Below are 23,375 nucleotides of genomic sequence, written 5' to 3'. Positions count from 1 at the left end.
TCGGTTGTGTCGGTTGTGTCGGCTGTGTCGGCTGCGTCGGAATGTACACACGCAACGGCAATTCGTGCAGCAACAGCGGCGCATCAATTTCACTATTTTCTGGTAATACCGACGCGTGACCAGGGTTCCCCGTAATTTGCCCGATGGTGGTGTCGCCAGGAAGGGATGCCAAAATGTCATTTAGCAACATATAAGAAGCGGGGCTTGAACTGATGAACCAAGGCCCCATCGACTGCATGATATCTGGATCTTGGGTTGGGTTTGCGCCTTTCATCCATTGCTCAGCAATTTTTCCGGGAATAAAGTATGGTGTCCAAATAAATCCCGTGTTTTCGTCTTTTATAGGTTGCAGTTCCAGATCATGCAACTGCTTTAAGGCGGCCACAGCAGCTACTGCGTGAGGATCATCCTCAAACCTGGTAATGATCCAGTTGTAATAATCATCGGAAATGTTAGCGTCCAAAGCCACGCTCTTAATATAGTCCGCTTCAGTTTGTCCCGGCTGTAGCTGGCTGTTAATGTAGGTATCCACTAATTGGGCACCAGCTGCGCCCGTCATGTCATTTAATTGGTGCATCCCATCCAGATCAGACATTGAAATCGAGCCTTCAGCCGGTGGCATATTGCCCCAAGCAGTTTCAGCTTTGATTGCCTGATCATGCTCACTATCATGACCGTTCTTACCATTCCAGGCATCACTCGTTGGCGTTGAACTATCCTTTAAAGCAGTGTTGCTTGCCACCGCCGTTCCCGTTTCCGGCGCCGATGGTGTCTCAGCAGCTGCCTTCACCGGCGCGGTGGTTGACTGATCCGCCGTCCCGTTAGCTGGTGTCGGCTGCGTAGTTTCCGGATTACTGTCAGCATTCGGCGTATTTACCGTTTGTGATGTGTCAGTTGCCGTTGAATTACCGCTGTCGGGTGCTGCCGGCGACTGCGTCTGTGACGTCTGCTGTGAGGCATCCTTGATCACCACGGTGTTATTTGATGCTGCATTCTGAGTAGTTAGATTCTGTTTACTCGCTTGGTTCGTGGCGTCCGTGCTGTCCGTTGTATCTGCTGCCTTAGCAGAAACGTTTCCAACCAGCATGCCGGATAAGATCGTCGCACTGATGAGCAACGACTTCCAAGCTTTTTGTTGATGTGTTGCCATAGTTAATCCCCCTTGTACGAAAATGCAAAATGATGCTCTCAATTCAATTGCGAACCTACTCCTAAGTTCATACGAAAGTATACTACATGTTTTGTGCATTTGCTAACAAAAAGTACGTAATTTAAAGTGTTTTACTAGCAAAGTAATTTAATCCTGTAGTAGGCTAAACGTAGCGGAAAAACCGGCTTTAGCTGGCCATTAATTTGACCAGCATTACATCTGATTATAAGATTAATACAACAGCACTATACGGGACTTGTGAGGTAATATTGATGAACTATTTTTTGACTTCGTACTTTAACGAAACACCATCAGCCATTGAAATCGCGGATATCCGCCGGCTCAGGTTATTTGACCAGATCGGCGAACCGGCCACCATCGTCACGGAGTCCCCCATCTGGGATTCGGGCTACGTCCTTGATCAGTTAGGCATCCGCCAGCGGGTTGTCAATATGTATCGCTACTACCAGCAGTTGGAGCGCTACGATGGTCCCGAGACGACCACGACTTCGATCCGCAGCACGCTGCCAGACCTGCCATTTAAAAACAACGCGATCTTAGATGATGGCAAACCCGTGGTCAAAATTCACGAAGAACACGGCCAACTTTCCTACGTGGACTATCTGGACCTGTTCGGCTTCACGAATCGACGCGATTTTTACGAAAGCGGTGTTCACAGCTATTCCGAATTCTACGATGACCACGCTAAATTACAGCTCAAACAGTACTACAACTATCAGGGTAAGCCGGTGATCACCTGCTACTACCACGGTGGCCCTAGCAACCAGGCGATCCTCACCATGCTGCATTTAGTGACCAGCAACCAAATCTACCAGTTCCAATCACTGGACGCCTTTCGGGCACATTTTCTGGACGACCTGACGCAAAATGACGATACCCTAATCTGCGACCGGGAAGACTATTGGGGCATGACTATGGGCCTGATGCACAAGAATCCCCGCAGAATGCTGATGATCCACGCTGCCTTCACCACTAACGCTAAACGCGACGGCGAAGTCTTCACCAGCATCAAGAACACCATCGAACACGGCAAACTTGATACCGTCATCACTTCCACCCAGGCCGAAGCTGACGACATCCACGCCCGCTTTCCCGAGGTCCCCACCGAAGTGATTCCGGTCAGCGCCGTTCCGGATAAACGGCTGGACACTAACTTTCCCTTTGAGATTCGGATACCATTTCAAATCATTGCTGTAGCGCGGGTCACCGAAATCAAACAGCTAAGCCACGCTATCAACGCCGTGATCAAGCTGCACGGACACTTTCCCGAAGTGGACTTCAAAATCTACGGCTACGAGGATCTGCTGAACGGTTACGCCGAGTCAAAAAAGCTGCGCAAAATCATCAACCAAAATAACGCAGCTGGCTACATCCACTTTATGGGGTATATGAAAGACCTCAGTCCGGTTTACCAAAAGGCAGACCTCCTGCTGCTGACCAGCCGCAGTGAAGGCTTTTCTATGGCCATCCTTGAGGCGCTGTCGTATGCTTGCCCAGTGGTCAGCTACGACATTAACTACGGCCCGAATGAGCTGGTAAAGCCCGGTGAAAACGGACAACTGGTGCCGGCGAATGATGAATACACCCTGTTTAGGACGTTGGTCGATATTTTTAAAGATCGGCAGCAGTTGCAAAGGTTTGGGCTGTTTGCGCAGAATTCGGTTCGGGAGTTTGGGGAGAGTGCGATAAAGAAGCGATGGGAGAAAGCATTGAATACAGCACGACGTGAAGTATAGAGGCCATCCCCGCCCTTTATACTTCACGTCACATTGCTAAAAAGCTCAGATAATTCACATTATGTAAAAATCTAGTTTTTTTTAACACCCAAATCTGTTAATTTGTCGAATAAGAATTAGCGCTATAATGCCGGTGGCTTGGCTCCACATTTTCTTCTCCTTGTTTTTTCACACCCGTAAATTTGTATCAATCACTAACACAACTCCATACTTCCACTATTAACTTACCATTCAGCAACGCTTATCTAATTATTCTAAGTTAGCATCCCTTGATTACGCTAAAATTTCAGCATGTACACCAACATCTGCAATCGCCAATTAATGAAGATCTCGTCATACACGATAGAACAAATGGTAGTAATAGGAAAAACATGAAATAATCATTTGGACACTCCAAGAGATCTAAAATAATCTTTAATACTGATTTAATGGGTCGCGATGTCACTCTTACTTAAACTAAACAAGGAACACATTTTAAAATAATTATAAAAATTTTTTAACGCGTTGAGAGCGCATACAATTTTTCCTATTCAGTCCCAGATCACAAAAACCGTTATTTTTACAACACATCTGAATTAGTTGCCTGCATACCCGATAATCAGTTTTACACTGATTTTCAGAATTTAAAGTTACAGGATTAATTCAACAATCCAGAAATTAAAAACTTCATTATAAAATCAAAGATTTAGCCCATCAATATTTTTAACTAAGACTGACATTGTCCCATCATGATTAGTTCTAAATTCTATAAAATCCTTATTTTTTAATAAATCAACCGGAACAACTATTTCTATACCATTTCCTAACTTAATTTTTTGCTTACCATATTTCTTTTCAAAAAATTGGGGATTGGGAACTTTAACCCCCCCGGAAATACCTTTTTCCTCAAGAGTCTTGGAAAATTTTTCTTTTGCCTGTTCATTACCATCAAATACAGAATCAGCAACATATTCTGGATCAATGGTACTATCCATTTTAATACTTTCGTACACCGCCTTCTCAGCAATGGGTTTAGTCAAAATATCTCTCTCTGCATAGTTTGTAGCAGTCTCATTTATTGCTTTCTCAACCATCCTAATTTTTTCCAATGACTTAGTTGAATTACTTATTTTTAAAAGATTTGACGATAATGACCATTTTCCACCCTCATACTGATAGTTTTTTTCTTTAATTTTTACTACATCACCGCTTACAATAAAACCCTCTTTCACGTTCTGTGAGGGGCTTGGAAGAATTGAATTATTTCTAATGATATTATTAACTAATACATCATTATTGTAAGAAATTTCATGAGTGTACCCGGTATTATAATCAAGCTTGAACATTCCGAAACTTTCGCCTAACTTTTCATCTAACACTCGAAAAAATAAAAGATCTCCACTAGGAATTTTATTTATTTTCTTTACTAAATCAAAATAAAGCATGGCAATCTCAGTCGTCATGTTTAAGAAACTCTCCTTTTGCCTCAAATAATTAGTTAGGACTAAACTTTCTCGCAAAGGAACTTCATCGTAATTTGTTTTAAGAAATTTTGAGAACATTTTTTCAAAATACTGGTTAGATAAAACATTATCATGGGCAATTCCCTTATGAGATAAAACTACGTTTCCAGATTCCTTATCAAGAACGTGTACAACCAAATCTAATATTTTCATTTATCTTCATTCTCGCTCTCTTTTATAATATTTAGCATTAGTTGTTTGATGTTTAAATTAAACAATTCAGATAAATTATATATAAAAAATTTAATTTCCCAAATAACTAATAAAGAATAGGTCAAGTAAGGAACACTTATGATAACAAAAAATGCGTTGCTCAATAATATATTGTGAGGAATGAGTACCCACTTGCCTCCAACTATAATAAGAAATATTAATCCAAGAATGTTTAAACAAATATTTAAAAAATAAAGTGACATTAAGTAGTAGAAACTTCTGTCCACTCTTACAAATGTGCTTGTCTGATTTGAATCTTCATCACTCGCCAGTAGAGTCCTTAATAATTCCTTTTTTAATATAGCTTGAAATAATGTATAACCAGTAAAAACCAATCCAAGAATCACCAAATCAACACTATTTATTAATTCAATTACTTTTATGATCTTTGAATTTGTTTCATTTAATAAAGCTAACGAAACTGCTATTGCGAGTGCAATAAATGTGAAAATTAAAATTCGAAATATAGATTTTCGATTAGGGCATAAGGACTTTATGGCAGCAATAAAAAGCTTAGTAGAAGAATATTCTCCAATTTCTTTGGCCTGCGAAATTATACTGTCCATTTCTTCTTTTTTCATACCCTTCTCCTTTTTTAATTCTTCTTATTCAAATATTTCTTAATAATATTCGAAAACCTTTTATAAAGATTAGTATTTGTCTCACTTTCTTTATTTAGAGCCGGTATACTTTTTGTCTGCGCTAATATTTTGTCTTTTTCCCTAATACCTTGATTGCCTTCTAAACCAAAATCAACACGTTGTGCAATTTCTTCGTTTTTTATCTTTCCTCTACTACCATTTAAATATTTAACTTGCATCGTAGGATCAGCCTTACCGCTAAGTCCTTCAACCAATTTAGCAACACTTTCTTTATCCTCTGGTGAATTTAAAACAGTATTCCCCGTGTTGCTTCCAACTGTTTTCCTAACCGATTCCATTTGTTTCACCAAATTAGCTCCTAGGCCAGACAATTCGTTAAAATCTTCACCATTTAACGGGTAAAATATTATCTTTAACGATGAAATCTTTTCTACCTTTCTCAGTTCTGCTTCAATCGAAGCCTTACTTGCAATTCCAACAACACTTAATTGTGCAACTGGAAGTTTCTTTTCTTTTGTTTTCTCCTTGTTATATTGTCTCCGATATCGAGTTAAAGCATATCTTACCGTCGAAGCAAACTCTCCCAAACGCGGACTGCCTTTCTGATTGGGTATAAAAGCCATTCGATGGTTTTTTAAAAAAATATAGAAAAGCGAATAAGGCGAGGTGGGGTAAGACTTATTTTCTTCGTTAAGATACTGTGTCTCCGGATCGTATACAGAAAGAACTTCTAATTTTGTATCTTTCACTAAAGTTCCTGATATTGCCAATCCCAAATCGGTATTAACAATCTCAACACTTTGAAAAAAGTATTTTGAATCTCCCCGTTCTCTACGAAAGTCGGCAGTAAACGCAGGAAAAACGAAATCATCAAAATGCTCTAATAGAGGTTCCTCTTCTTTTCCAAAAGTCAAATTAAAATTTGCAATATCCATGTGATAATCCGTCATTTCTTATCATCTCATTTCAATATATATATTTATATTTTACACCGAAAAATACCGCAATAAAACCGATGCTTTAATTATAAAGATTATTTTGATTTAAAGCTTTTATATTTAGTAATATGCACGCCGCCTTTTCTAACCTATTCACGAGCCAGATTAAATTTGATTCTTCTCGATTCCTAGTTTCAAATAAATTAACCACATAGTTTTATGATTCAATCGATAGTACTTATTATGGACAGTGCATATATTTAGTATGTGTGTAAGCACCACTTTTTAGTTCATGTAGATGATTCTGAAGCCAAAATAATTTTATTAATTAGCTTTAATCCTCAAATATTAACAAAATTTAAAGGATAGTCAAAGAAATCATAAATGAAGAAGATAACTGTTAGGTATAAACATAAAAAGCAATTCGCCTTGTCAACAAATTGCTTCACTAAACACATCCTCAATTTTAAAGATACGGATAATACGTATGCTTGGAAATTCGGCCACTAAACTTGTAATAAGTCATCGTTTTGATGTCCTTATTACCCAAAAGAACTAGCTTAATTTTGTTAGAACTAAGCTTTTTAATTTTCCATTTAAGGGTATACACGGTTCCAGGACCCATTTCCTCTTTCCCCTTAAGATAGTAAGTATGGTTACCCGCATACCGATAACTCATCTTGTTGGCACCATATGCGCCGCCTTGCACGGCATCGATTCGAATGTTGCTGCTTTTAATTGCAGCGTGAAAATAGCCCCACCAATGATCACGATGACCACCATGATTATAATAATTCTTATGGATCTTCGTCCGCCAATATCCCCGTAAGGCAGTCGGCGTCCCTTTATGATACGAACTGGCACTAGCACTCTGCGTATTGGCCGCACTAAAAATACCCAATGCCATTATCAAAAGTAATAACGTTCTGCAAATCTTCTTCAATTTAAATTCTCCCTGTCAATTATTCATCAGTCACCTTGACGCTGCCGCAACAAGAACAAAATCATCACAAACAGCCACATAACTATAAACAGCTAATCAATTCCTCAATCTTTCGGGTAAGCCAAAGGCACGTATGGATATGGATAATATGTGTGCTTAGAGATCTGCCCACTAAATCGATACCATGTCGTGGTTTTACTGCCCTTATTGATGACATCCAGCGCTGTCAGCTTCTTACTGCTGATTTTCTTGATCTTCCATTTAAAGGGAGACACCATACTTTTGCCCATGCGTTCCGACCCCTTAAGGTAATAGGTGTGATGGCCTAAATAACGATAGCTCAGCTTGGTGGGGACTTCGGCACCTGCTTGGATACCGGCATCCCGAAACGAATTCTTTTTAATTGTTAAATGGTAGTAGCCCCAATAATAAGATGAATGAAGGCCACCACGATACTTATGCATCTTCGTCCGCCAGTAACCTCGTAACGCTGTCGGCGTCCCCTTATGATACGAACTGGCACTCGCACTTTGCGTGTTGACCGCGCTAAAGACACCCAGTGCCATTACCGCCAGCAATAACGCCCTGCAAATCTTCTTCAACTTAATTTCCCCCTACAAATTTATTCGTAGATCACGATTACAGTACTTCATAACCGTAATCTGAATCTACAAAATGAACACTCTTACTATAGCACTCCGATGACCGCTTTTTAAGACCGGTACTGCGCCACATACCACTGAATCGTCTGTTCCATCCCCATTAGGAACTCCTGCCGGCTCTGCCAACCCAGTTCACGTTCAATCTTCGAACTGTCTACCGCATACCGCCAATCATGTCCCAGGCGATCCGCTACGTATTTGATTCGGCCTTCACTGATCCCCAGTTCTAAGCAAATCAGCCAGACGATTTCATTATTTGAGCGTTCATTATGACCGCCGATGTTATAGACCTCACCTGCACGCCCATGACGATCACCAAATCGATTGCTCGACAATTATCCATCACATACAGCTAGTCTTTAAAAAAGCCTATCTACAACCTTTAAAGCAGCCATAATAGTCTGATCCATATTAAAATAACGATATTGACCTAATCGACCACCAAAGATAACATTTGGCATTTCTTCAGCCATTCTTTGATATTTTTTGTATAATGCGTCATTCTGGGCATTATTAACCGGATAATATGGTTCATCACCACGTGACCAATTTTGTGGGTACTCTCTTGTGATAACCGTCTTTCCTTTTACACCCTTACCAAACTCAAAATGTTTATGTTCAATAATTCTAGTAAACGGTGTTTTCGCATCAGTATAATTGACAACCGCATTCCCTTGAAAGTTGTCCACATTAAGCTCTTCAGTTTTAAATTTTAAACTACGATACTCCAATTCACCAAGTTGATAATCAAAGAATTGATCAATCATTCCTGTAAAAATAATCTTGTCATAATCCTTTAAATACTCTTCTTTGCTATCATAAAAATCTACATTCGTGTGCACATCAATCAATTTATTATCTAATAGTTTCTCAACTATCTGTGTATACCCCCCAATTGGGATCCCCTGATAAGTATCGTTAAAATAATTATTATCATATGTTAAACGAACAGGTAAGCGTCTAATGATAAAAGCTGGTAGCTCAGTAGCTTTTTGGCCCCATTGCTTTTCAGTGTAACCTTTGACGAGCTTTTCATAAATGTCACGACCAATTAGCGAGATGGCCTGTTCTTCCAAATTAGAAGGTTTTTTACCAGCCATTTCTTGGCGCTGCTCATCAATCTTGCTCTGTGCTTCTTGAGGAGTCTTAACACCCCACATTTTATTAAATGTATTCATATTAAAGGGCATATTGTAAATTTCACCGTTATAGTTAGCAATTGGGCTATTAGTATAACGATTAAATTCAGCAAACTGATTTACATAGTCCCAAATTTTCTTATTGCTGGTATGAAAAATATGGGCACCGTAACGATGGACCTGAATTCCATCAACGTTTTCAGTGTAAATGTTCCCAGCAATATGATTCCTTTTTTCAATAACGGTTACATGATGGCCTCTTTTGGCAGCTTCATTAGCGACAACTGCACCAAATATGCCGGCACCAACAACTAATAATTTCATGACTTCTCCTCTATATTTTAATTTTATAGTCCTAGGCTTTCTTAAATGCAGATATAGCCTCTTTCCAATTCATTATAATAAACCCTGTTTTTTTAACTTTCTCCAAACTCATCACTGAATGTGCTGGCCGTGAAGCCTTCTGTGGAAATTCAGAAGAAGTAACAGGCAATACTTTAACATCGTTATCCTTCAAAATCTCCTTAGCAAATTCATACCAGGTACATGACCCATCATTAGATAATTGATAAGTTCCATAATCAACTTGGTGTTCAACCGCATAAATCATGAACTCTGCTAATGTGTACGTCCAGGTAGGCCGACCAACTTGATCGTTAACCACCGTCAAAGTATCATGTGTCTCCGCTAACCGAAGCATGGTAAACACAAAATTCTTGCCATATTGGCCGAATACCCATGATGTCCGGATGATGTAGTATTTATCCATGATTTCACGAATAGCTTCTTCACCGGCTAATTTTGCCCGCCCATACTCCGTTTGTGGATTTGGCTGGTCATCTACTTGATATTCAGACTCTTTCTTCCCATCAAATACATAATCAGTACTGATATAAACTAAAATTACACCAGCTTTTTTTGCAGCTTTAGCTACATTACGGGTCCCATCAACATTAACTTTCCAGTTAGCCTCTTTGCCTTCATCTTCAGCAGGATCTACGGCCGTGTAAGCAGCACAATGAAAAATCACATCCGGCTGTACTTCATTGATTTTAGCTTCAACAGCATCATAATCAGTAATATCCATCTCTTTAGAATCAAAGCCGACAAAATCACCGCCTTTACGTTCCAACATTTTTGATAACTCTGTCCCTAACTGACCTCTAGCACCAGTTACTAAATATCTCATCATTTACACTTCCCAAAATTATTCAAAAAAAGATTTGCCTTTCGACAAATCTTAATACTTATTGTTTATAAAGAAAAGTCGACACTACTGGCCGTTTTTAGCGTATTTAGCTTCAACAGCAGCCTTTTCAGCTTTCCACCAGTCTTCATGTTCACGATACCAATCAATGGTGTGCTGTAAACCAGATTCGAAATCTGTAAATTCAGGTTCCCAACCCAATTCATTACGCAACTTGGTTGAGTCAATCGCATACCGTAAATCATGACCCGGACGATCCTTAACGTGGTCATAGGCACCACTAGGCTGTCCCATCATCTTTAAAATCAACTCAAGAACTTCTTTGTTGTTCTTTTCGCCATCAGCACCAATTAAGTACGTTTCGCCAATCTTGCCTTTAGTTAAAATATCCCAAACTGCACGTGAATGATCATTAGTGTGAATCCAGTCACGGACATTTTTACCAGTCCCATAAAGCTTCGGACGAATACCACTAAGTATATTAGTAATTTGACGTGGGATAAACTTCTCAATGTGTTGATAAGGACCATAGTTGTTTGAGCAATTAGAAATCGTTGCCTTCAAACCAAATGAACGAACCCAGGCACGTACCAATAGATCTGAACTAGCCTTTGAAGAGGAGTATGGACTGCTTGGACGATATGGAGAATCAGGCGTAAATTTTTCCCCCTTGCCTTCACCATGCCCAGGTAAGTCCTCCCGTAATGGAAGATCGCCATAAACTTCATCTGTAGAAATATGGTGGTAGCGTACACCATACTTTACACAGGCTTGAATCAGTGTATATGAGCCAACAATATTGGTTTGAATAAATGGTGATGGATCAATCAATGAATTATCATTATGACTTTCTGCAGCGTAATGCACAACAGCATCCGCTTTAGAAACTAACTTATCCACTAATTCTGCATCGCAAATATCACCAACTACCAGCTCGACTTTATCTTTAGGTAACCCGGCCAAATTTTCACGATTACCAGCATAAGTCAACTTATCAAGCACTGTAATGTGTTTTACTTCTGGGTGATGTTCAACCACGTAGTGCACAAAGTTAGAACCAATGAAGCCAGCCGCACCGGTTACAATTAAGTTATCCATGTTTGGTCTCCTTAAATCTCACCGTAAACGAACGGGTTATCTTTTTCAAATTCACTGAAGGTTGGCTGATTAGCATCTTTCTCGGAAGTAATGGCCGTATCAAAATCAATTGGCCAAGTAATTCCTAATTCTGGCGATTTAAATGAGAAACCGCCATCTGCTTCAGCATCATAATAGTGATCACATTTGTATAGAAAGTTAACGTTGTTTGTCAGAGTAACAAAGCCATGTGCAAAGCCACGAGGAACAAGTAACTGACGATGGTTGCTTTCTGAAATAATATAACCCTCCCACTGCTTATATGTAGGTGAGCCTTTACGAACATCCACAATCACATCAAGAACGGCACCAGTGACAACACGAATCAACTTAGTTTGTGCTGCTTCACCTCGTTGGAAATGCAGCCCACGTAGAACACCAGCCTGGCTTGATAGTGACTGGTTGTCCTGAATGAAGTTAAAATCAATTCCAGCTTCTTTAAAATCACGATCTGAATACGTCTCTTCAAAGAAACCACGGTGATCACCAAATACAGTTGGTTCGATAATTTTGACATCTTGCAACTTGGTTGTTGTTACTTTTAATTTACCCAAATCTAATCCTCCCATTCCAAATACGTACAGTTTTAATGAAAATATACTATCTGTGGAGTTTGAGATACCATCACATTCTGATCAGCAATTTGTAAAGAATGATTGCTATCCATTGTCCAACAAACAAATCTATCTTTTTGTCCCTTTTTCACATATTCAAGAACAAAATCCCTGTTACTTTTTTCTGTAATTCTTTTATTAAATCGATAACCATTCAAGTTGCTTAAAAGTTGGGTAAGTAACTGACCGCTTTGTTTAGCTATATAGTGCGGACTAGTTCCTCTGTACAGTCCCCACTGACCATCCCCATTACCCTCATCAACTAGAGAATACAATGAAATTATTGGTTGATGCATCATATCTAAGATAAAAACACTGCGTGCAATATAATTAGCTTGGTCACCTTCACTCCAAATACCCGAATGGGTTTGTTGCAATGAATAACCGAACTCAGTAGTCACTAATGGTATTTTCATGAGCTTCTTTTTAACATTGCTATTATCACTTAAACTGGTCAATAATTTACGTGAATTAACATTGAATAAGTTTTCTGGTGCACCATTATCTGGTAAGCTTTTTGATAAATAAGGATGATTGGCAATTGCATCTGAGTCTTTATATAACCCATTTTTTAAAGCAAGTTTAATTGCTATGTGCGCATCCGAATAATTACCAGCTAAAGCTCCACCAAGAAAAACAGACTTAGGATCGTATTTTCGAACCCATCGAAACATTGTTGAACCTAAAGATGTCCACCGTTTAACTAACCGAGGATCATTTCCATCCTGACTTTGATTAAACCAAAACAGACCATTAGGTTCATTCCACATTTGCCAAATAACATGACGGTTATGATACCGAATAATAGTCGCTTTAATTAATTTTCTGTACTTATTTAATGTTTTATTTGCATTGCTATTGTAATTCTTCTCATCATTCGGATTGTCAGAGCTAAAAACAACAATTGGCTTTAGTCTATCTTTTTCTGCATCTTTAATTGCATAATCAAACTCTGAATAATTAAACTTTCCATTATTCAAGTAATCGCTCTTAAAAACCACAGGTAAGACTACATAGTTTAAGTTTGTTTTTTTTGCTAAATCAATTTGACTTTTAATATACTCACGATTTTGTGAACTTCCTTTTGGATATGCATAAAGCCATAAAAAAGCACCCACTTTTTGAGTGATTGGTTTATTTTTAGCTAAAATAGTAGATCTCGACCTTTGGTCCACTACTCGTTCTCGTGTTTTTTGGATATTAAATAAAAAGAACCCCAAAATAATCAGTACAACTCCACTTATAATAAAAGTTGCTTTCACTTTTTTCATAAAATATCAGTCCATTAAGATTCATCTGCGACTATCTCTATTAAGTATTGACCATACCTAGTCTTCTTTAAAGAATTCGCTAATTTCAAAAGTTGTTCAGCACTAATATAATTCATTCGGTAAGCAACCTCCTCAATACTTGAAACAATAATATTTTGGCGTTTTTCTATTGTCTGAATAAATGTGGAAGCATCCTGCAACGAATCATGAGTCCCTGTGTCTAACCACGCATAACCCCGTCCAAGCAACTGAACTGTTAAAGAACGACTCTCTAAATACTCGTTATTAATATCAGTAATTTCGAGTTCCCCACGCTCTGAAGGTTCAATATTCTTAGCAATTGAAACAACACTGTTGTCATAAAAATATAATCCAGTAATGGCATAATTACTCTTGGGTTGATCAGGTTTTTCCTCAATATATTCAACCTGATGCTGATTATTAAAACTTACAACTCCAAATCTGCCTGGATCATTAACTCGATAACCAAATACTACTGCACCACTTTTTAAAAGTGCAGTTCTTTGAACCAACTTTGATAATCCATTTCCATAAAAAATATTATCACCTAAAATTAGACAAACTGAGTCATTTCCTATGAAATCTTCAGCAACTATAAATGCCTCAGCTAAACCATTTGGCTTTTTTTGAATAGCATACTCTATATTTATTCCAAGCTGCGTTCCATCTCCAAGAAGTTGTTCAAAACGCCCTTCATCTTGTGGCGTAGAAATTATTAAAATATCCCTAATACCTGCAAGCATCAAAGTGGAAAGTGGATAATATATCATTGGTTTATCGTACACAGGCAAAAGCTGTTTTGAAACAACTCGAGTAATTGGGTAAAGACGAGTACCTGAACCCCCTGCTAAAATAATTCCCTTCATTAACTTACACTTCCTAATTTAGAATCGTTTTCAGTTTCAACATTAGCAAAAACCATCATTATAGTAAAGTTAATCCCAATAATGAAAAAAGTTGATTCAATCAATCCAAAAACCATAAGCACAACCAACATTAGGACAAAGCCTATATTTTTGGCTTGAAAGGCTCGTTTTGCTAACACATAATAAACTATAACAAAAATTAAAAGAATTAGAAGCCCATATTGAATGGCCAAGGTCGCATAAACATTATCCATCACAATCGCACCAGCAGAACGATAATCACCGACTTTTTGAGGAAGTAAATGAATCCCAAACTTGAGATAATATTGATTAAGGATATTAATCCGATCTGATACCAAATTATTCAACGTTTTCCAAAAACTACTGTTGTAGTCAAACCATGTAACAATAGCAATTGAAAAAATAGAAAAAATACCAAACTGATACTTTACCAATTCACCATTTCTTTTCACAAACTGTCCCATTGCTTCTGGATGATTTTGATAAATCCAAGAAAACAACACATACAACAGTACTGCTAACATAGAACCTCGAGAATTAGTAGTAACGAGTGTTAAAAATACCAAGATAAGAATTGATTCGTAAGCAAATGCTGTAAGCTTACCGAAATTCAAATAGATGTACTCTAAAATACAAATCATGATCAATGCGCCTGTAATATTAAATTGGCCAAATCCTAAACTATCCCGAACAAAAGTAAAAGTTCCTTCTCGTAAACCAACGACACTTGGTATCCAGCCAATCCTATTTGCAAAAATAATACTAATAAGTAAGGTAGTTCTCAGAATAAAGTCTCTTCTAATAAACCAATTTAATTTAACTTTTTTTGCAGCACTCATGAAAAGAACAGAGATCAATAACACATTCAGTTTAACAATTACAAAAGCATAAAGACCGAGTAACACACCAAAACCTATTATTACTATTTCTGGTAGCGTGTAATGATTAACTAACACAAATAATGATAGACCAATCATTACTAATAGATTTACCATAAACGTAATTCTGCTGGTATCAAACAGACTATTTATTCGACTTACACCAAAAAAGTAGTAATCAATTTCGTATACAGCATAAAGTGTAAATAAAATTTTCTCCCGTATCTCGTTACTCTTTATCCGAGAAGCTATTTGCAATAATTTGATACTCACTATTAGGCCTCCTATGACTGCTGATTTTTAAGAAGTGCAAGTTTTAACGCAACTGTTCCTGCCCACGTATGTTTTTTATATCGATGTTTCAAAATAAACCAAATCTTTTTCAAAAAATTTGTCTCGGTACTAATTTTCAAAAAATCGTTAACCGTTTTACTAGGATAATACTTTGAACGTTTAACAGCGTACCTTCCCTGAATCAGCTGAAGATTAACTTTATCTGCAAATTCACCAAAATTAAAAAGCTTTTTTAACTTAGAAAACATTGTAAAGTTTATCCCTACTTGATTATTTCCATGTTGTCGATATAAAATCGTTGGCTCCGCTAAGTAACTAATATAACCTGCCCCAGCAGCAATAAGTGCAAACCACCAATCGTGCATAACAATTTTGTTATTATCAGTTGGTAAAGATTTCTGCTTTAATTTTTCATTAATCATTACTGTACAACCTGTTACTACGTTATCAAATACTAAGTGATTAAAATCAATCCACTTATTTACATCGATATTTTCTAATGCGGAGGATTCTATAATTTTCAAATCTTGGTCAACAACTTTTAAATCGGTAAAAACAAGTTGCGGTAATTTTTGATCTTTTGCCATTATACTCAATGTATCTTCTATTTTATTGGGAAGCCAAACATCATCTTGATCGCAAAACATGTAGAAGTCAGCGTGTGCAAACGAAAGTAGCTTAATAAAGGAACCTTTTACCCCAAGATTTTCTACATGCCCCTCATTGATAAAATGAATCCTATCATCCTTTGAACAGTAATCTTGTATAATTTTAATTGTGCTATCCTGTGAACCATCGTCACGAATATATAAATCCCAATTACAAAATGACTGTGAGATTATAGAATCAACTTGTTCACCAAGATAATCAGCACCATTATATGTTGATAACAAAATTGCAATCGTTATGTTATTCTTCAAAATTTGTTACCTCCAAATATGCTTCATAAGTTCGCTCACTAGCTGATTTTAAATCATAGCCTCTGTCCTTCATGAAGGATAGATGCGATACACGCGTTCCATATAAATGATTCAGAATGTATTTGCTCCAAAACACATCAGATTTTTCCAAGGAAATGGGGAAAACAATATCCTTCATATAATCTCCCAAAGGTATTTCGGATGACGGAAAAATCTTCACTCCAGATACTTGAGCTTCAAGTAAAACTGTACTCAGCCCTTCGTGTAAGGATGGCATAATTAGAACGTCCATAGCTTGATAAAAATCATTTACATTATCTTGATTTCCCAACAACATGACCGAATTTTCTAAGCCTAAACAATTAATTTGTTTTTCTAATTTATTTCTTGCGGGGCCTTCTCCAATAATTAATAGTAAAGAATTACGATCGCTTTTTAATATTTGACTGAAAATTTCGATTAAACGTGTCTGATTTTTCCTTTTGTTTAAGATTCCAACATTACCATATAAAGTAACATCGTCACTAATTCCTAATCTATAGCGCTTTTTCGCCCTAATTTGTTTATCAAAATCAAATGAAGTTAATTTAATTGCATTGGGAATAATAATATAATCCTTATTACGAATTGTTTTCTTTGTAAACATCCATTTCGCTGCTTCCATTGAAACAGCAATCTTTTTTTCCAAAAAACGATTAATTAAATGCTTTCCAAAAATGTGCAAATATTCAAGCACCTTAAGCACTATTTTATTTCCGTTAGTTGCAAAATACGTATTATGTGAATTTAACACAATATGTTTTGCTCCAAAAAAGTGAGCAAATAAAACTGGCCAGAAGTTCCACATGGCTGTTTCATGAAAATGAATCACGTCATAATTTTTAGCGTTCTCTTTAAAAAATAAAAAGCTTTGAAAGAAATTTTTCAATGGATGTTTATTCACTGCCGATACTTTAAAAAATCCCCAGTTTTTTCCCCGTACGATTTTTTTACATTCATCGGAGCCAGATATGGCAAGTACATCAATATGCATTTCTGATCTATTGATTTGACCAATTACATTAAAAATATACTTTGTCATTCCGCTAGCTTTAAGAAAGTCACCAACCTCTAAAACTTGCATAGTAGCCTCCTAGATTTTAATATTACCACGGCTGCTACTATCCCTATCGGCATGTTTGTTTGTATACTGATCAACTCTCTTCTTCCTTAAGAAATATGCTATCAAGCAAATTAAATAAGTAAGAACGGCACCAATAATAGCACCATTTTTTATATCTTGACTATATGGAGCTTGTGTGACCGTCGTATTTAATTTTGTTGCTTTTGACAATTGTCGTACAACCAAACGCTTATCATTTTTTGCATACTTAATTTTATAGGCTTGAATTATAGAATTAACAGTGAGTACTGCTTTCTCAGAACTCGGAGATGTCATACTTACAGCCAAGATAGTGCTTGAGGGTTTAGTCAAAACAACAGCATGCTTTTGAATTGTTTTTGCGGGAACGCTGACATTGTATTGCTTTTGCATCAACTGATTAGCCTTCTCATATGTCCCAAAATCAGCAATTTCGCTTTGTACAGTGCCAATTCTATTCACATCTGTGTTATAACGATCCAGATTACTCTCTGTAATTCCTTTTTTTCGAGTAACCTCTACCGTCGACGAAGCAGTATATTGGGGTACAAAAGTCGACTTAGCGACAAAGAATCCAACAACCCCACCAATTATCGCAAACAACACTATCCATATTAATCGTTTCCATAATACTGTTACAAAAGGTAAAAAAGAATAATTTGATTTCATTTTATAACCATCCTATATTTTTTTAATTTGACCAAATGAAAGACGTCCAAGCCAAGTTTTATTTAAAATAATGTATCCAACTAAACAAGTTACTAACGCAATAATACTGATTATAATAGATAAGCCGAAAGTATTGCTTACCTTCAAAAACTTAATAGCTACTATTCGTGAACCTGCGATTGGAATTAAATGCATTACATAAATTGCCATTGAACATCTCCCTAAATAAGAAACTGCATTATTCAACCACCGACTTTTCACTATGAATTGTGATAAATAAATTGCAAACAAGATTCCCACGGATATCGTAAAAATTTTAAAATATGAACCAAATAGATAGTTGTCAAAGCTCAAGACTTTGACGTAAATAATATTAACAAATATAAATATTAGTATACTACAAAAGAATTTTACTTTACTAACAAGTAAAAATCTTTTCAAACTCTTTCTCTGCAATATTGCAGTTCCAACCATAAAAAATAAAAAATCTAGAGAAAAAGCATCGAAAATCCAAAAATGATAAATAAACGGTCTTAGAAAAAACAAAACAATCGCCAAAGAGAACAAACCAGATTTTCCGATTATTCGAATACCAAAGTAATAAATCACAAAGCTAAAAAATAAAACGTAAAGAAACCAATATTCAGAAAAGGGGGCAATTGGCGACCATAAAACATTTCTAAACCCTAGCCCTGAATTAGTAAAACGTTTACTTATTGCCATAACTGTCCCAGTTATAAATGTCCAAATGAAATATGGGATTACAAGGGTTAGAGCCTTTTGCTTAAAGGCTAAATGCCATTCTCTCTGAACCCATTTTGAAGCAAACAGTCCAGATAGGAAAAAGAAGAGAGGCATATGGAACCCATAGATAACATTATAAGTATCATATAAAGCTCTGGATATTTGTACACCGCTTGAATTCATTATGCCACCTATAGCGTGACCATAAATCACCAAAAGTATTCCCAAACCCTTAGCAACATCAACCCAATCAATTCTCTCATTCACGATTTAACTCCTTGTACCCTCTAAACTTTCGAAACAGAAATTTTCCGCCTTTCTTCAACCAATTTTGTTTCTCCATAAAAAGGCAATTTACTTCAGTATAAGAATAATTATGATTTAGAATCCAAACATCTAATAATAATTCGCTAACAAACCCCAATACTCGCGCTTCATATGCATCATATTTGCTAGTATCAATGACTTTATCTAACCTATTTAATACATCAAACATCCACTCACAATATTCATTGAAACACGATCTTTTCATAACAAAAATATTGAACATATGTGCTGACGTCCTTTGCATTACTTCATCAAATGCGTCTAAATAATTTGGATAGAACTTTTTAATTATTTCTCGGCATTTATCTAAGGGTTCTCGGTGATGAGCATGTACATAATGAGAGTAATTACTCTCAATATAATATTTCCTTTTTTTCGGTAAAATAATGTCAAATTTATTTAAAAGTTCTTCTGTTTCCTCATAATTTAATATATCCGAAAAGTTTTTTCTATGGTTAAGGCTTAAAAGTCGTCGATAATGAACTAAACCAATTGCATCAGCATCCAAATTTTTCCATGCCCAATAAATTGCCGTTAATTCATTATAGGAACTATTCTTTGAAGAAATATTTTCTCCATCATCATCTCTTTGATACGACAGCTTTAATTCCGGGTGCATGATACTTCCAACTTGCACAGGTAAATAGAGTTTTTTATCTTTTGGCATAGGCGCCTTTTTATGACTTGCTACTAGAATTTTTACCTTCAATTTTTTCTCCCCATGATCTATTAATTTCCTTTGATTCTACCAATAATCATCTTTTCTGCTTGAACCACTAAGATAGGCTGTATCAATAATAAACAACTTAAATAAATTAATCCACCCACCCCAATTTGAATCAATAAGCTCATAATTCCCATCTGCATTTTACTATTTAAATAGTAAACCACCACAAACATTACAAGACCCGAAGAAAAATATTTCCAAAAATCAGTAAAGAGGGACTTAAGTATCAATTGATTACGAACACATACTAATTGATATATTGTGACTGTTAATTCAGCAGCTAGCGTCGCTACTGGCGCCCCAATAACCCCGAACAACTCAATTAAGGGAATATTTAAAATAATGTTTACAATAGCTCCACAAACAATCGATTTAGTATAAGAGGGCACTTGTTTAGTCGGCATCATATATTGCTGGCCAATTACATTACTCCAACCAATAATAACAACAACTGGGGCCTCAATTATTAGTAATGTGCCAGAAACCATAAATTTAGAACCGAAATACAAAGGAGCCAATGTTTTTGCAATGCTAGCTATTCCAAAAGCTAGCGGTATAGCTATTAAATTGACAAATTGAAATGATTTATATAAGTATTTTTTTATTTTTTCAATCTTGTTTTGAACAAATAGATTTGCCATATGAGGTAACATTACTACACCGGTAGCTGTTACCACAGCCAAAACTGTCTTAATTAATTTATCTGCATAATCAAAATATGCAACGGAACTAACCGAGTCCAAATTACCAAGCATAGTTTTATTAACTTGCTGGTAAACTAAGTTTGCAGCTTGTGGGATAAATAACATTAAAGCTGGTAAGTAATGACGCCAAATCTTTAATTCTGTCAGCTTTACTTTGACAATATTTGCTTTTAAATACGGCCACAAGGTAAAGTTACCAAACAATTGAGAAGCCGCTAATATAAATATATAGAGTCCTAAATCGCTTTTATTTTTTATGAAAATAAAAATTAAAACCAGTGTACCTAATTTTACTAAAGTATTTCGAAAAACCGTTTTTTTAAAATCCTCAATACCCATAAAGAACCATGAAATATCAAAAGCTCCCGCTAACAATTGCAAAGACTGAAATATCATAAATAATCGGTACCGATGATCAATTAAGAGAAAAATACCAAAGAAAAAGAACACTGAAAATACATTTATAATTTGTAAGATTTCTATTTCCCAGAAAGTCTTTGACCGATCATACAACTCATCTCGATGATAAGCAATTTGTTGATTCCCATAAATCGTTATCCCAATAGTTCCAAGCAACACAAAATACGTAATTATAGAGTTTGTATAGGAATAAATTCCCACTCCACTTGGGCCTAAAACCCGAGCAACATACGGTACAGTAATTAACGGTGTTAATAAAATAAGAATTTGATAACTTGCATTGTATAAGTAATTGCGTATAAGTTTCATATTTATACTTAAATCCCTTTCTATAAAATGTCTAAGGCTCTCATAAGGGATTTTCCTGAATTTTCTAAAGTCAGTTTATCAGTAATTTCTACACCTTTTTTCGCTATCTTAATTCGTAAATGCTTGTCTGACAAAAGCATATCAATATGATTAAATAATGAGACTGGATCACTGACCGGAGAAATCAATGCCGACTTCCCATTAATTCCAAAATCATTAACTCCACCATTATCAGTCGAACACAGAGCCGCACCACAAGCCATAGCTTCTGTCGCGGTTAATCCCCAACCTTCTGAAAGACTTGGAAACAAATATATAGCTGACTCATTGTATATTTCATTTAATTGACGACGACTAGGATTTCGGTAATATGTAGCACCCACCGGTAAATCCTTAGGTTTTTCAAAAACCCCAAAAATTTCAATCTTCAAATCTGGATATTTTTCTTTTGCTAATTTCAATGCCTTAAATCCATCCGATGATCCCTTGACTTCATGTTCACTATAAAGCATTGATATAACTTGATTTCTTGGCTCTATCTTTTTTGTTACATAGAAATTTTTATGTTCCACAAAATTTGGCACTAAATACGCTTTTTCACCAAATCCAGTTGCTATATCTTTCAGCCAGGTCGCAATTACAATCTTTTTCAAAGGTAGTTTCCAGGTTTTGTCTACCCGCTTTTTCCCACCCCAAATTTCATAGTGTTGAATAAAGTAGTATTTAATTCCACATTTCTCTGGAAGCTTGTCCACAAATTCTGCAGTCTCCCATGCAGTCGCAATAACGCGATCTGCTTTGGGAATATCGTTAACTCTAATTTTTCCCTTGTTGATAACTTGAACTCGTCCGTCCAATTTAAACCAAGGTTTTATAATATTTAGACGCAACAAATTTTGCTTCAACTTGTATTTTGAAAAATCAATCAATTTTGGCGATGGTTGAGTTGGCAAAAACATTGCGTGTATTATTTGAACATCTTGCCCGTGGGCAACCAAATAATTTGCATACTCATAGACAATTTTAAATCCTCCAACTGGAAATCTTGAAAATCCTGGTAAAATAAAAGTGATTTTCATGTTTAATCCTCAACCTCGTATTTCTCCAAAATTTTATGATTAATCAATAAATCATAATTTGTGTTTTCCCATTTTTTTACATTAACATTAATTTTATAAGATAATTTAAAAAAAATCGTATTGCTCTCTAATATAGATTTAGTTTTCTTATCGGGAAACTTTGCAAATAGACAATTAACTAATTCTTCCTTGTTAGTATTGCTAATAGGAATATTATCAATGTCTTTTTTTATCTTAGATGACTTCTCCATGGCAAGCTCAATCGTATAATCAACCAACAAATAATCAATCAAACTCTTTTCACGACAATTATATTCGATTAAAACAGTTTTCATATAATTAAATAAGGGGTGATTAGCCACACCACCAAGCACATAAGTGGTCCATCTTAGATGTGCAACACTAATATAAAATAGAGCATCTTCTTTATTTGGATTGTTTTTAATTGTAAAGATATTTTTCCTAAAAATATCTTCTGGGATATCTTTCTTCACGAAAACTGTTGCATCTAACCATAACCCACCATAAGTAGATAACAAGGTAGCTCGGATTATATCACTGTACTGGGCAATCGAAATAGATCCCTCTTTAACCTTATTCTTCAAAAGTTCCGGAAAATGTGTATAAGTTTCAATATTATCTTTTGTTATCAGTATTACTTTATGCCCATTCGAATGCTTTTTTACACTTGAATAAGTTGCACGAACTAAATCTGGCATCTGCTTTTCACCTTGGTACCAAAATACCCAAATATTTGGAGATGACGTTTGAATACTAATTGAATCATCTACTTGAACTTCTCCATAATTTCTTTTTAGAAATTCGAGAACAATTTCATCTTTTCTTAAATATGCTTTAGGAGGCATTGTATACCAAGTATATCTTGACAATGTTTCCTTAAAATGAAGTATTGCTAACTCCAACGAAAAGTTTTTCGCATCATTATAAAACTTTTTTACAATTTTAAAAATCTTTTTCAATTTAAAATCCTCACACATTTGATAAACACAATATTTGAACTTTTCTACCGCAGATACCCAAATAAAAATCTTTTTTCCCGATTAAAGAGTAAATGAACCTATAAATCTAAAAAAGATTTGTCGACCGGACAAATCTTTTC

General features: G+C 36.0%; 21 protein-coding genes and 2 pseudogenes. 1 reads left to right on the top strand and 22 read right to left on the bottom strand.

From position 1 onward, the window contains the following. Positions 1-1,150: pseudogene (locus CES81_RS02310) on the bottom strand (hypothetical protein); the annotation flags it as partial. A 272-nt stretch (positions 1,151-1,422) separates the two neighbouring features. Here CES81_RS02310 and CES81_RS02305 point away from each other — a divergent pair. Next, on the top strand, positions 1,423-2,907 hold the full coding sequence (locus tag CES81_RS02305) for a glycosyltransferase (RefSeq protein ID WP_089120514.1): 1,485 nt from the start codon (positions 1,423-1,425) through the stop codon (positions 2,905-2,907). A 677-nt stretch (positions 2,908-3,584) separates the two neighbouring features. Here CES81_RS02305 and CES81_RS02300 read toward each other — a convergent pair. The 21 genes and pseudogenes from CES81_RS02300 to CES81_RS02200 all read right to left on the bottom strand — a co-directional run bounded on the left by CES81_RS02300 (position 3,585) and on the right by CES81_RS02200 (position 23,235). After that, entirely contained in the window at positions 3,585-4,562 is a 978-nt protein-coding gene (locus CES81_RS02300; protein ID WP_089120513.1) for a nucleoid-associated protein, read from the bottom strand. Beyond that, positions 4,559-5,203: a hypothetical protein gene (locus CES81_RS02295; RefSeq protein WP_089120512.1), complete on the bottom strand. Its 645-nt coding sequence runs from the start codon at positions 5,201-5,203 to the stop codon at positions 4,559-4,561. The genes CES81_RS02300 and CES81_RS02295 overlap by 4 nt, the downstream gene beginning before the upstream one ends. A 14-nt stretch (positions 5,204-5,217) precedes the next feature. Then, positions 5,218-6,174, bottom strand: a complete 957-nt coding sequence (locus CES81_RS02290; protein WP_089120511.1) for a hypothetical protein — start codon at positions 6,172-6,174, stop codon at positions 5,218-5,220. A 454-nt stretch (positions 6,175-6,628) separates the two neighbouring features. After that, positions 6,629-7,105, bottom strand: a complete 477-nt coding sequence (locus tag CES81_RS02285; RefSeq protein WP_089120510.1) for a hypothetical protein — start codon at positions 7,103-7,105, stop codon at positions 6,629-6,631. 104 nt (positions 7,106-7,209) lie between these two features. Continuing rightward, entirely contained in the window at positions 7,210-7,707 is a 498-nt protein-coding gene (locus tag CES81_RS02280; RefSeq protein ID WP_089120509.1) for a hypothetical protein, read from the bottom strand. A gap of 110 nt (positions 7,708-7,817) precedes the next feature. Then, positions 7,818-8,119: pseudogene (locus tag CES81_RS02275) on the bottom strand (GDP-mannose 4,6-dehydratase); the annotation flags it as partial. Positions 8,120-8,126: 7 nt separating this feature from the next. Then, positions 8,127-9,230: a UDP-galactopyranose mutase gene (glf, locus tag CES81_RS02270; RefSeq protein ID WP_089120507.1), complete on the bottom strand. Its 1,104-nt coding sequence runs from the start codon at positions 9,228-9,230 to the stop codon at positions 8,127-8,129. A gap of 31 nt (positions 9,231-9,261) precedes the next feature. Further along, a complete protein-coding gene (gene rfbD, locus CES81_RS02265; RefSeq protein ID WP_089120506.1) occupies positions 9,262-10,098 on the bottom strand; it encodes a dTDP-4-dehydrorhamnose reductase in 837 nt (278 codons plus the stop codon). Positions 10,099-10,179: 81 nt separating this feature from the next. Beyond that, a complete protein-coding gene (gene rfbB, locus CES81_RS02260; RefSeq protein WP_089120505.1) occupies positions 10,180-11,211 on the bottom strand; it encodes a dTDP-glucose 4,6-dehydratase in 1,032 nt (343 codons plus the stop codon). An 11-nt stretch (positions 11,212-11,222) separates the two neighbouring features. Continuing rightward, positions 11,223-11,819 (bottom strand): dTDP-4-dehydrorhamnose 3,5-epimerase, encoded by a 597-nt coding sequence (gene rfbC / locus CES81_RS02255; protein ID WP_180949695.1) that lies wholly within the window; start codon positions 11,817-11,819, stop codon positions 11,223-11,225. Between the two features lie 17 nt (positions 11,820-11,836). Then, positions 11,837-13,135 (bottom strand): hypothetical protein, encoded by a 1,299-nt coding sequence (locus tag CES81_RS02250; RefSeq protein ID WP_089120503.1) that lies wholly within the window; start codon positions 13,133-13,135, stop codon positions 11,837-11,839. A 14-nt stretch (positions 13,136-13,149) separates the two neighbouring features. After that, positions 13,150-14,022: a glucose-1-phosphate thymidylyltransferase RfbA gene (rfbA, locus tag CES81_RS02245; protein ID WP_089120502.1), complete on the bottom strand. Its 873-nt coding sequence runs from the start codon at positions 14,020-14,022 to the stop codon at positions 13,150-13,152. Beyond that, a complete protein-coding gene (locus tag CES81_RS02240) occupies positions 14,022-15,194 on the bottom strand; it encodes a hypothetical protein (protein WP_180949694.1) in 1,173 nt (390 codons plus the stop codon). Before CES81_RS02240 ends, rfbA begins: the two co-directional genes overlap by 1 nt. An 11-nt stretch (positions 15,195-15,205) precedes the next feature. Continuing rightward, positions 15,206-16,135, bottom strand: a complete 930-nt coding sequence (locus tag CES81_RS02235) for a glycosyltransferase family 2 protein (RefSeq protein WP_180949693.1) — start codon at positions 16,133-16,135, stop codon at positions 15,206-15,208. After that, positions 16,125-17,258 carry a glycosyltransferase gene (locus CES81_RS02230; RefSeq protein WP_089120501.1) on the bottom strand — a complete coding sequence of 378 codons (1,134 nt, stop codon included), beginning with the start codon at positions 17,256-17,258 and terminating at the stop codon, positions 16,125-16,127. Before CES81_RS02230 ends, CES81_RS02235 begins: the two co-directional genes overlap by 11 nt. Before the next feature lie 9 nt (positions 17,259-17,267). Continuing rightward, on the bottom strand, positions 17,268-17,945 hold the full coding sequence (locus CES81_RS02225; RefSeq protein ID WP_089120500.1) for a Wzz/FepE/Etk N-terminal domain-containing protein: 678 nt from the start codon (positions 17,943-17,945) through the stop codon (positions 17,268-17,270). Positions 17,946-17,957: 12 nt separating this feature from the next. Then, positions 17,958-18,956 carry an acyltransferase family protein gene (locus CES81_RS02220; RefSeq protein WP_089120499.1) on the bottom strand — a complete coding sequence of 333 codons (999 nt, stop codon included), beginning with the start codon at positions 18,954-18,956 and terminating at the stop codon, positions 17,958-17,960. After that, positions 18,949-19,725: a DUF4422 domain-containing protein gene (locus CES81_RS02215; RefSeq protein WP_089120498.1), complete on the bottom strand. Its 777-nt coding sequence runs from the start codon at positions 19,723-19,725 to the stop codon at positions 18,949-18,951. Before CES81_RS02215 ends, CES81_RS02220 begins: the two co-directional genes overlap by 8 nt. Positions 19,726-19,745: 20 nt before the next feature. Further along, on the bottom strand, positions 19,746-21,176 hold the full coding sequence (locus CES81_RS02210; RefSeq protein WP_089120497.1) for an oligosaccharide flippase family protein: 1,431 nt from the start codon (positions 21,174-21,176) through the stop codon (positions 19,746-19,748). Positions 21,177-21,196: 20 nt separating this feature from the next. Beyond that, on the bottom strand, positions 21,197-22,255 hold the full coding sequence (locus CES81_RS02205; protein WP_089120496.1) for a glycosyltransferase family 4 protein: 1,059 nt from the start codon (positions 22,253-22,255) through the stop codon (positions 21,197-21,199). Between the two features lie 2 nt (positions 22,256-22,257). After that, complete coding sequence (locus CES81_RS02200; RefSeq protein ID WP_180949692.1) at positions 22,258-23,235, bottom strand: capsular polysaccharide synthesis protein; 978 nt, start codon at positions 23,233-23,235, stop codon at positions 22,258-22,260. Between the last annotated feature and the right edge of the window lie 140 nt (positions 23,236-23,375).

The organism is Secundilactobacillus pentosiphilus, assembly GCF_002217985.1.
GTDB lineage: Bacteria > Bacillota > Bacilli > Lactobacillales > Lactobacillaceae > Secundilactobacillus > Secundilactobacillus pentosiphilus.
This window is presented reverse-complemented; position numbering and strand designations above follow the sequence as displayed.

Coding starts and splice junctions, on each gene's coding strand:
- glf (WP_089120507.1), bottom strand. CDS start 9,230: ATGAAATTATTAGTTGTTGGTGCCGGCATATTTGGTGCAGTTGTCGCT.
- CES81_RS02290 (WP_089120511.1), bottom strand. CDS start 6,174: ATGACGGATTATCACATGGATATTGCAAATTTTAATTTGACTTTTGGA.
- CES81_RS02295 (WP_089120512.1), bottom strand. CDS start 5,203: ATGAAAAAAGAAGAAATGGACAGTATAATTTCGCAGGCCAAAGAAATT.
- rfbA (WP_089120502.1), bottom strand. CDS start 14,022: ATGAAGGGAATTATTTTAGCAGGGGGTTCAGGTACTCGTCTTTACCCA.
- rfbB (WP_089120505.1), bottom strand. CDS start 11,211: ATGGATAACTTAATTGTAACCGGTGCGGCTGGCTTCATTGGTTCTAAC.
- rfbC (WP_180949695.1), bottom strand. CDS start 11,819: ATGGGAGGATTAGATTTGGGTAAATTAAAAGTAACAACAACCAAGTTG.
- rfbD (WP_089120506.1), bottom strand. CDS start 10,098: ATGATGAGATATTTAGTAACTGGTGCTAGAGGTCAGTTAGGGACAGAG.
- CES81_RS02210 (WP_089120497.1), bottom strand. CDS start 21,176: ATGAAACTTATACGCAATTACTTATACAATGCAAGTTATCAAATTCTT.
- CES81_RS02205 (WP_089120496.1), bottom strand. CDS start 22,255: ATGAAAATCACTTTTATTTTACCAGGATTTTCAAGATTTCCAGTTGGA.
- CES81_RS02250 (WP_089120503.1), bottom strand. CDS start 13,135: ATGAAAAAAGTGAAAGCAACTTTTATTATAAGTGGAGTTGTACTGATT.
- CES81_RS02230 (WP_089120501.1), bottom strand. CDS start 17,258: ATGCAAGTTTTAGAGGTTGGTGACTTTCTTAAAGCTAGCGGAATGACA.
- CES81_RS02305 (WP_089120514.1), top strand. CDS start 1,423: ATGAACTATTTTTTGACTTCGTACTTTAACGAAACACCATCAGCCATT.
- CES81_RS02225 (WP_089120500.1), bottom strand. CDS start 17,945: ATGAAATCAAATTATTCTTTTTTACCTTTTGTAACAGTATTATGGAAA.
- CES81_RS02300 (WP_089120513.1), bottom strand. CDS start 4,562: ATGAAAATATTAGATTTGGTTGTACACGTTCTTGATAAGGAATCTGGA.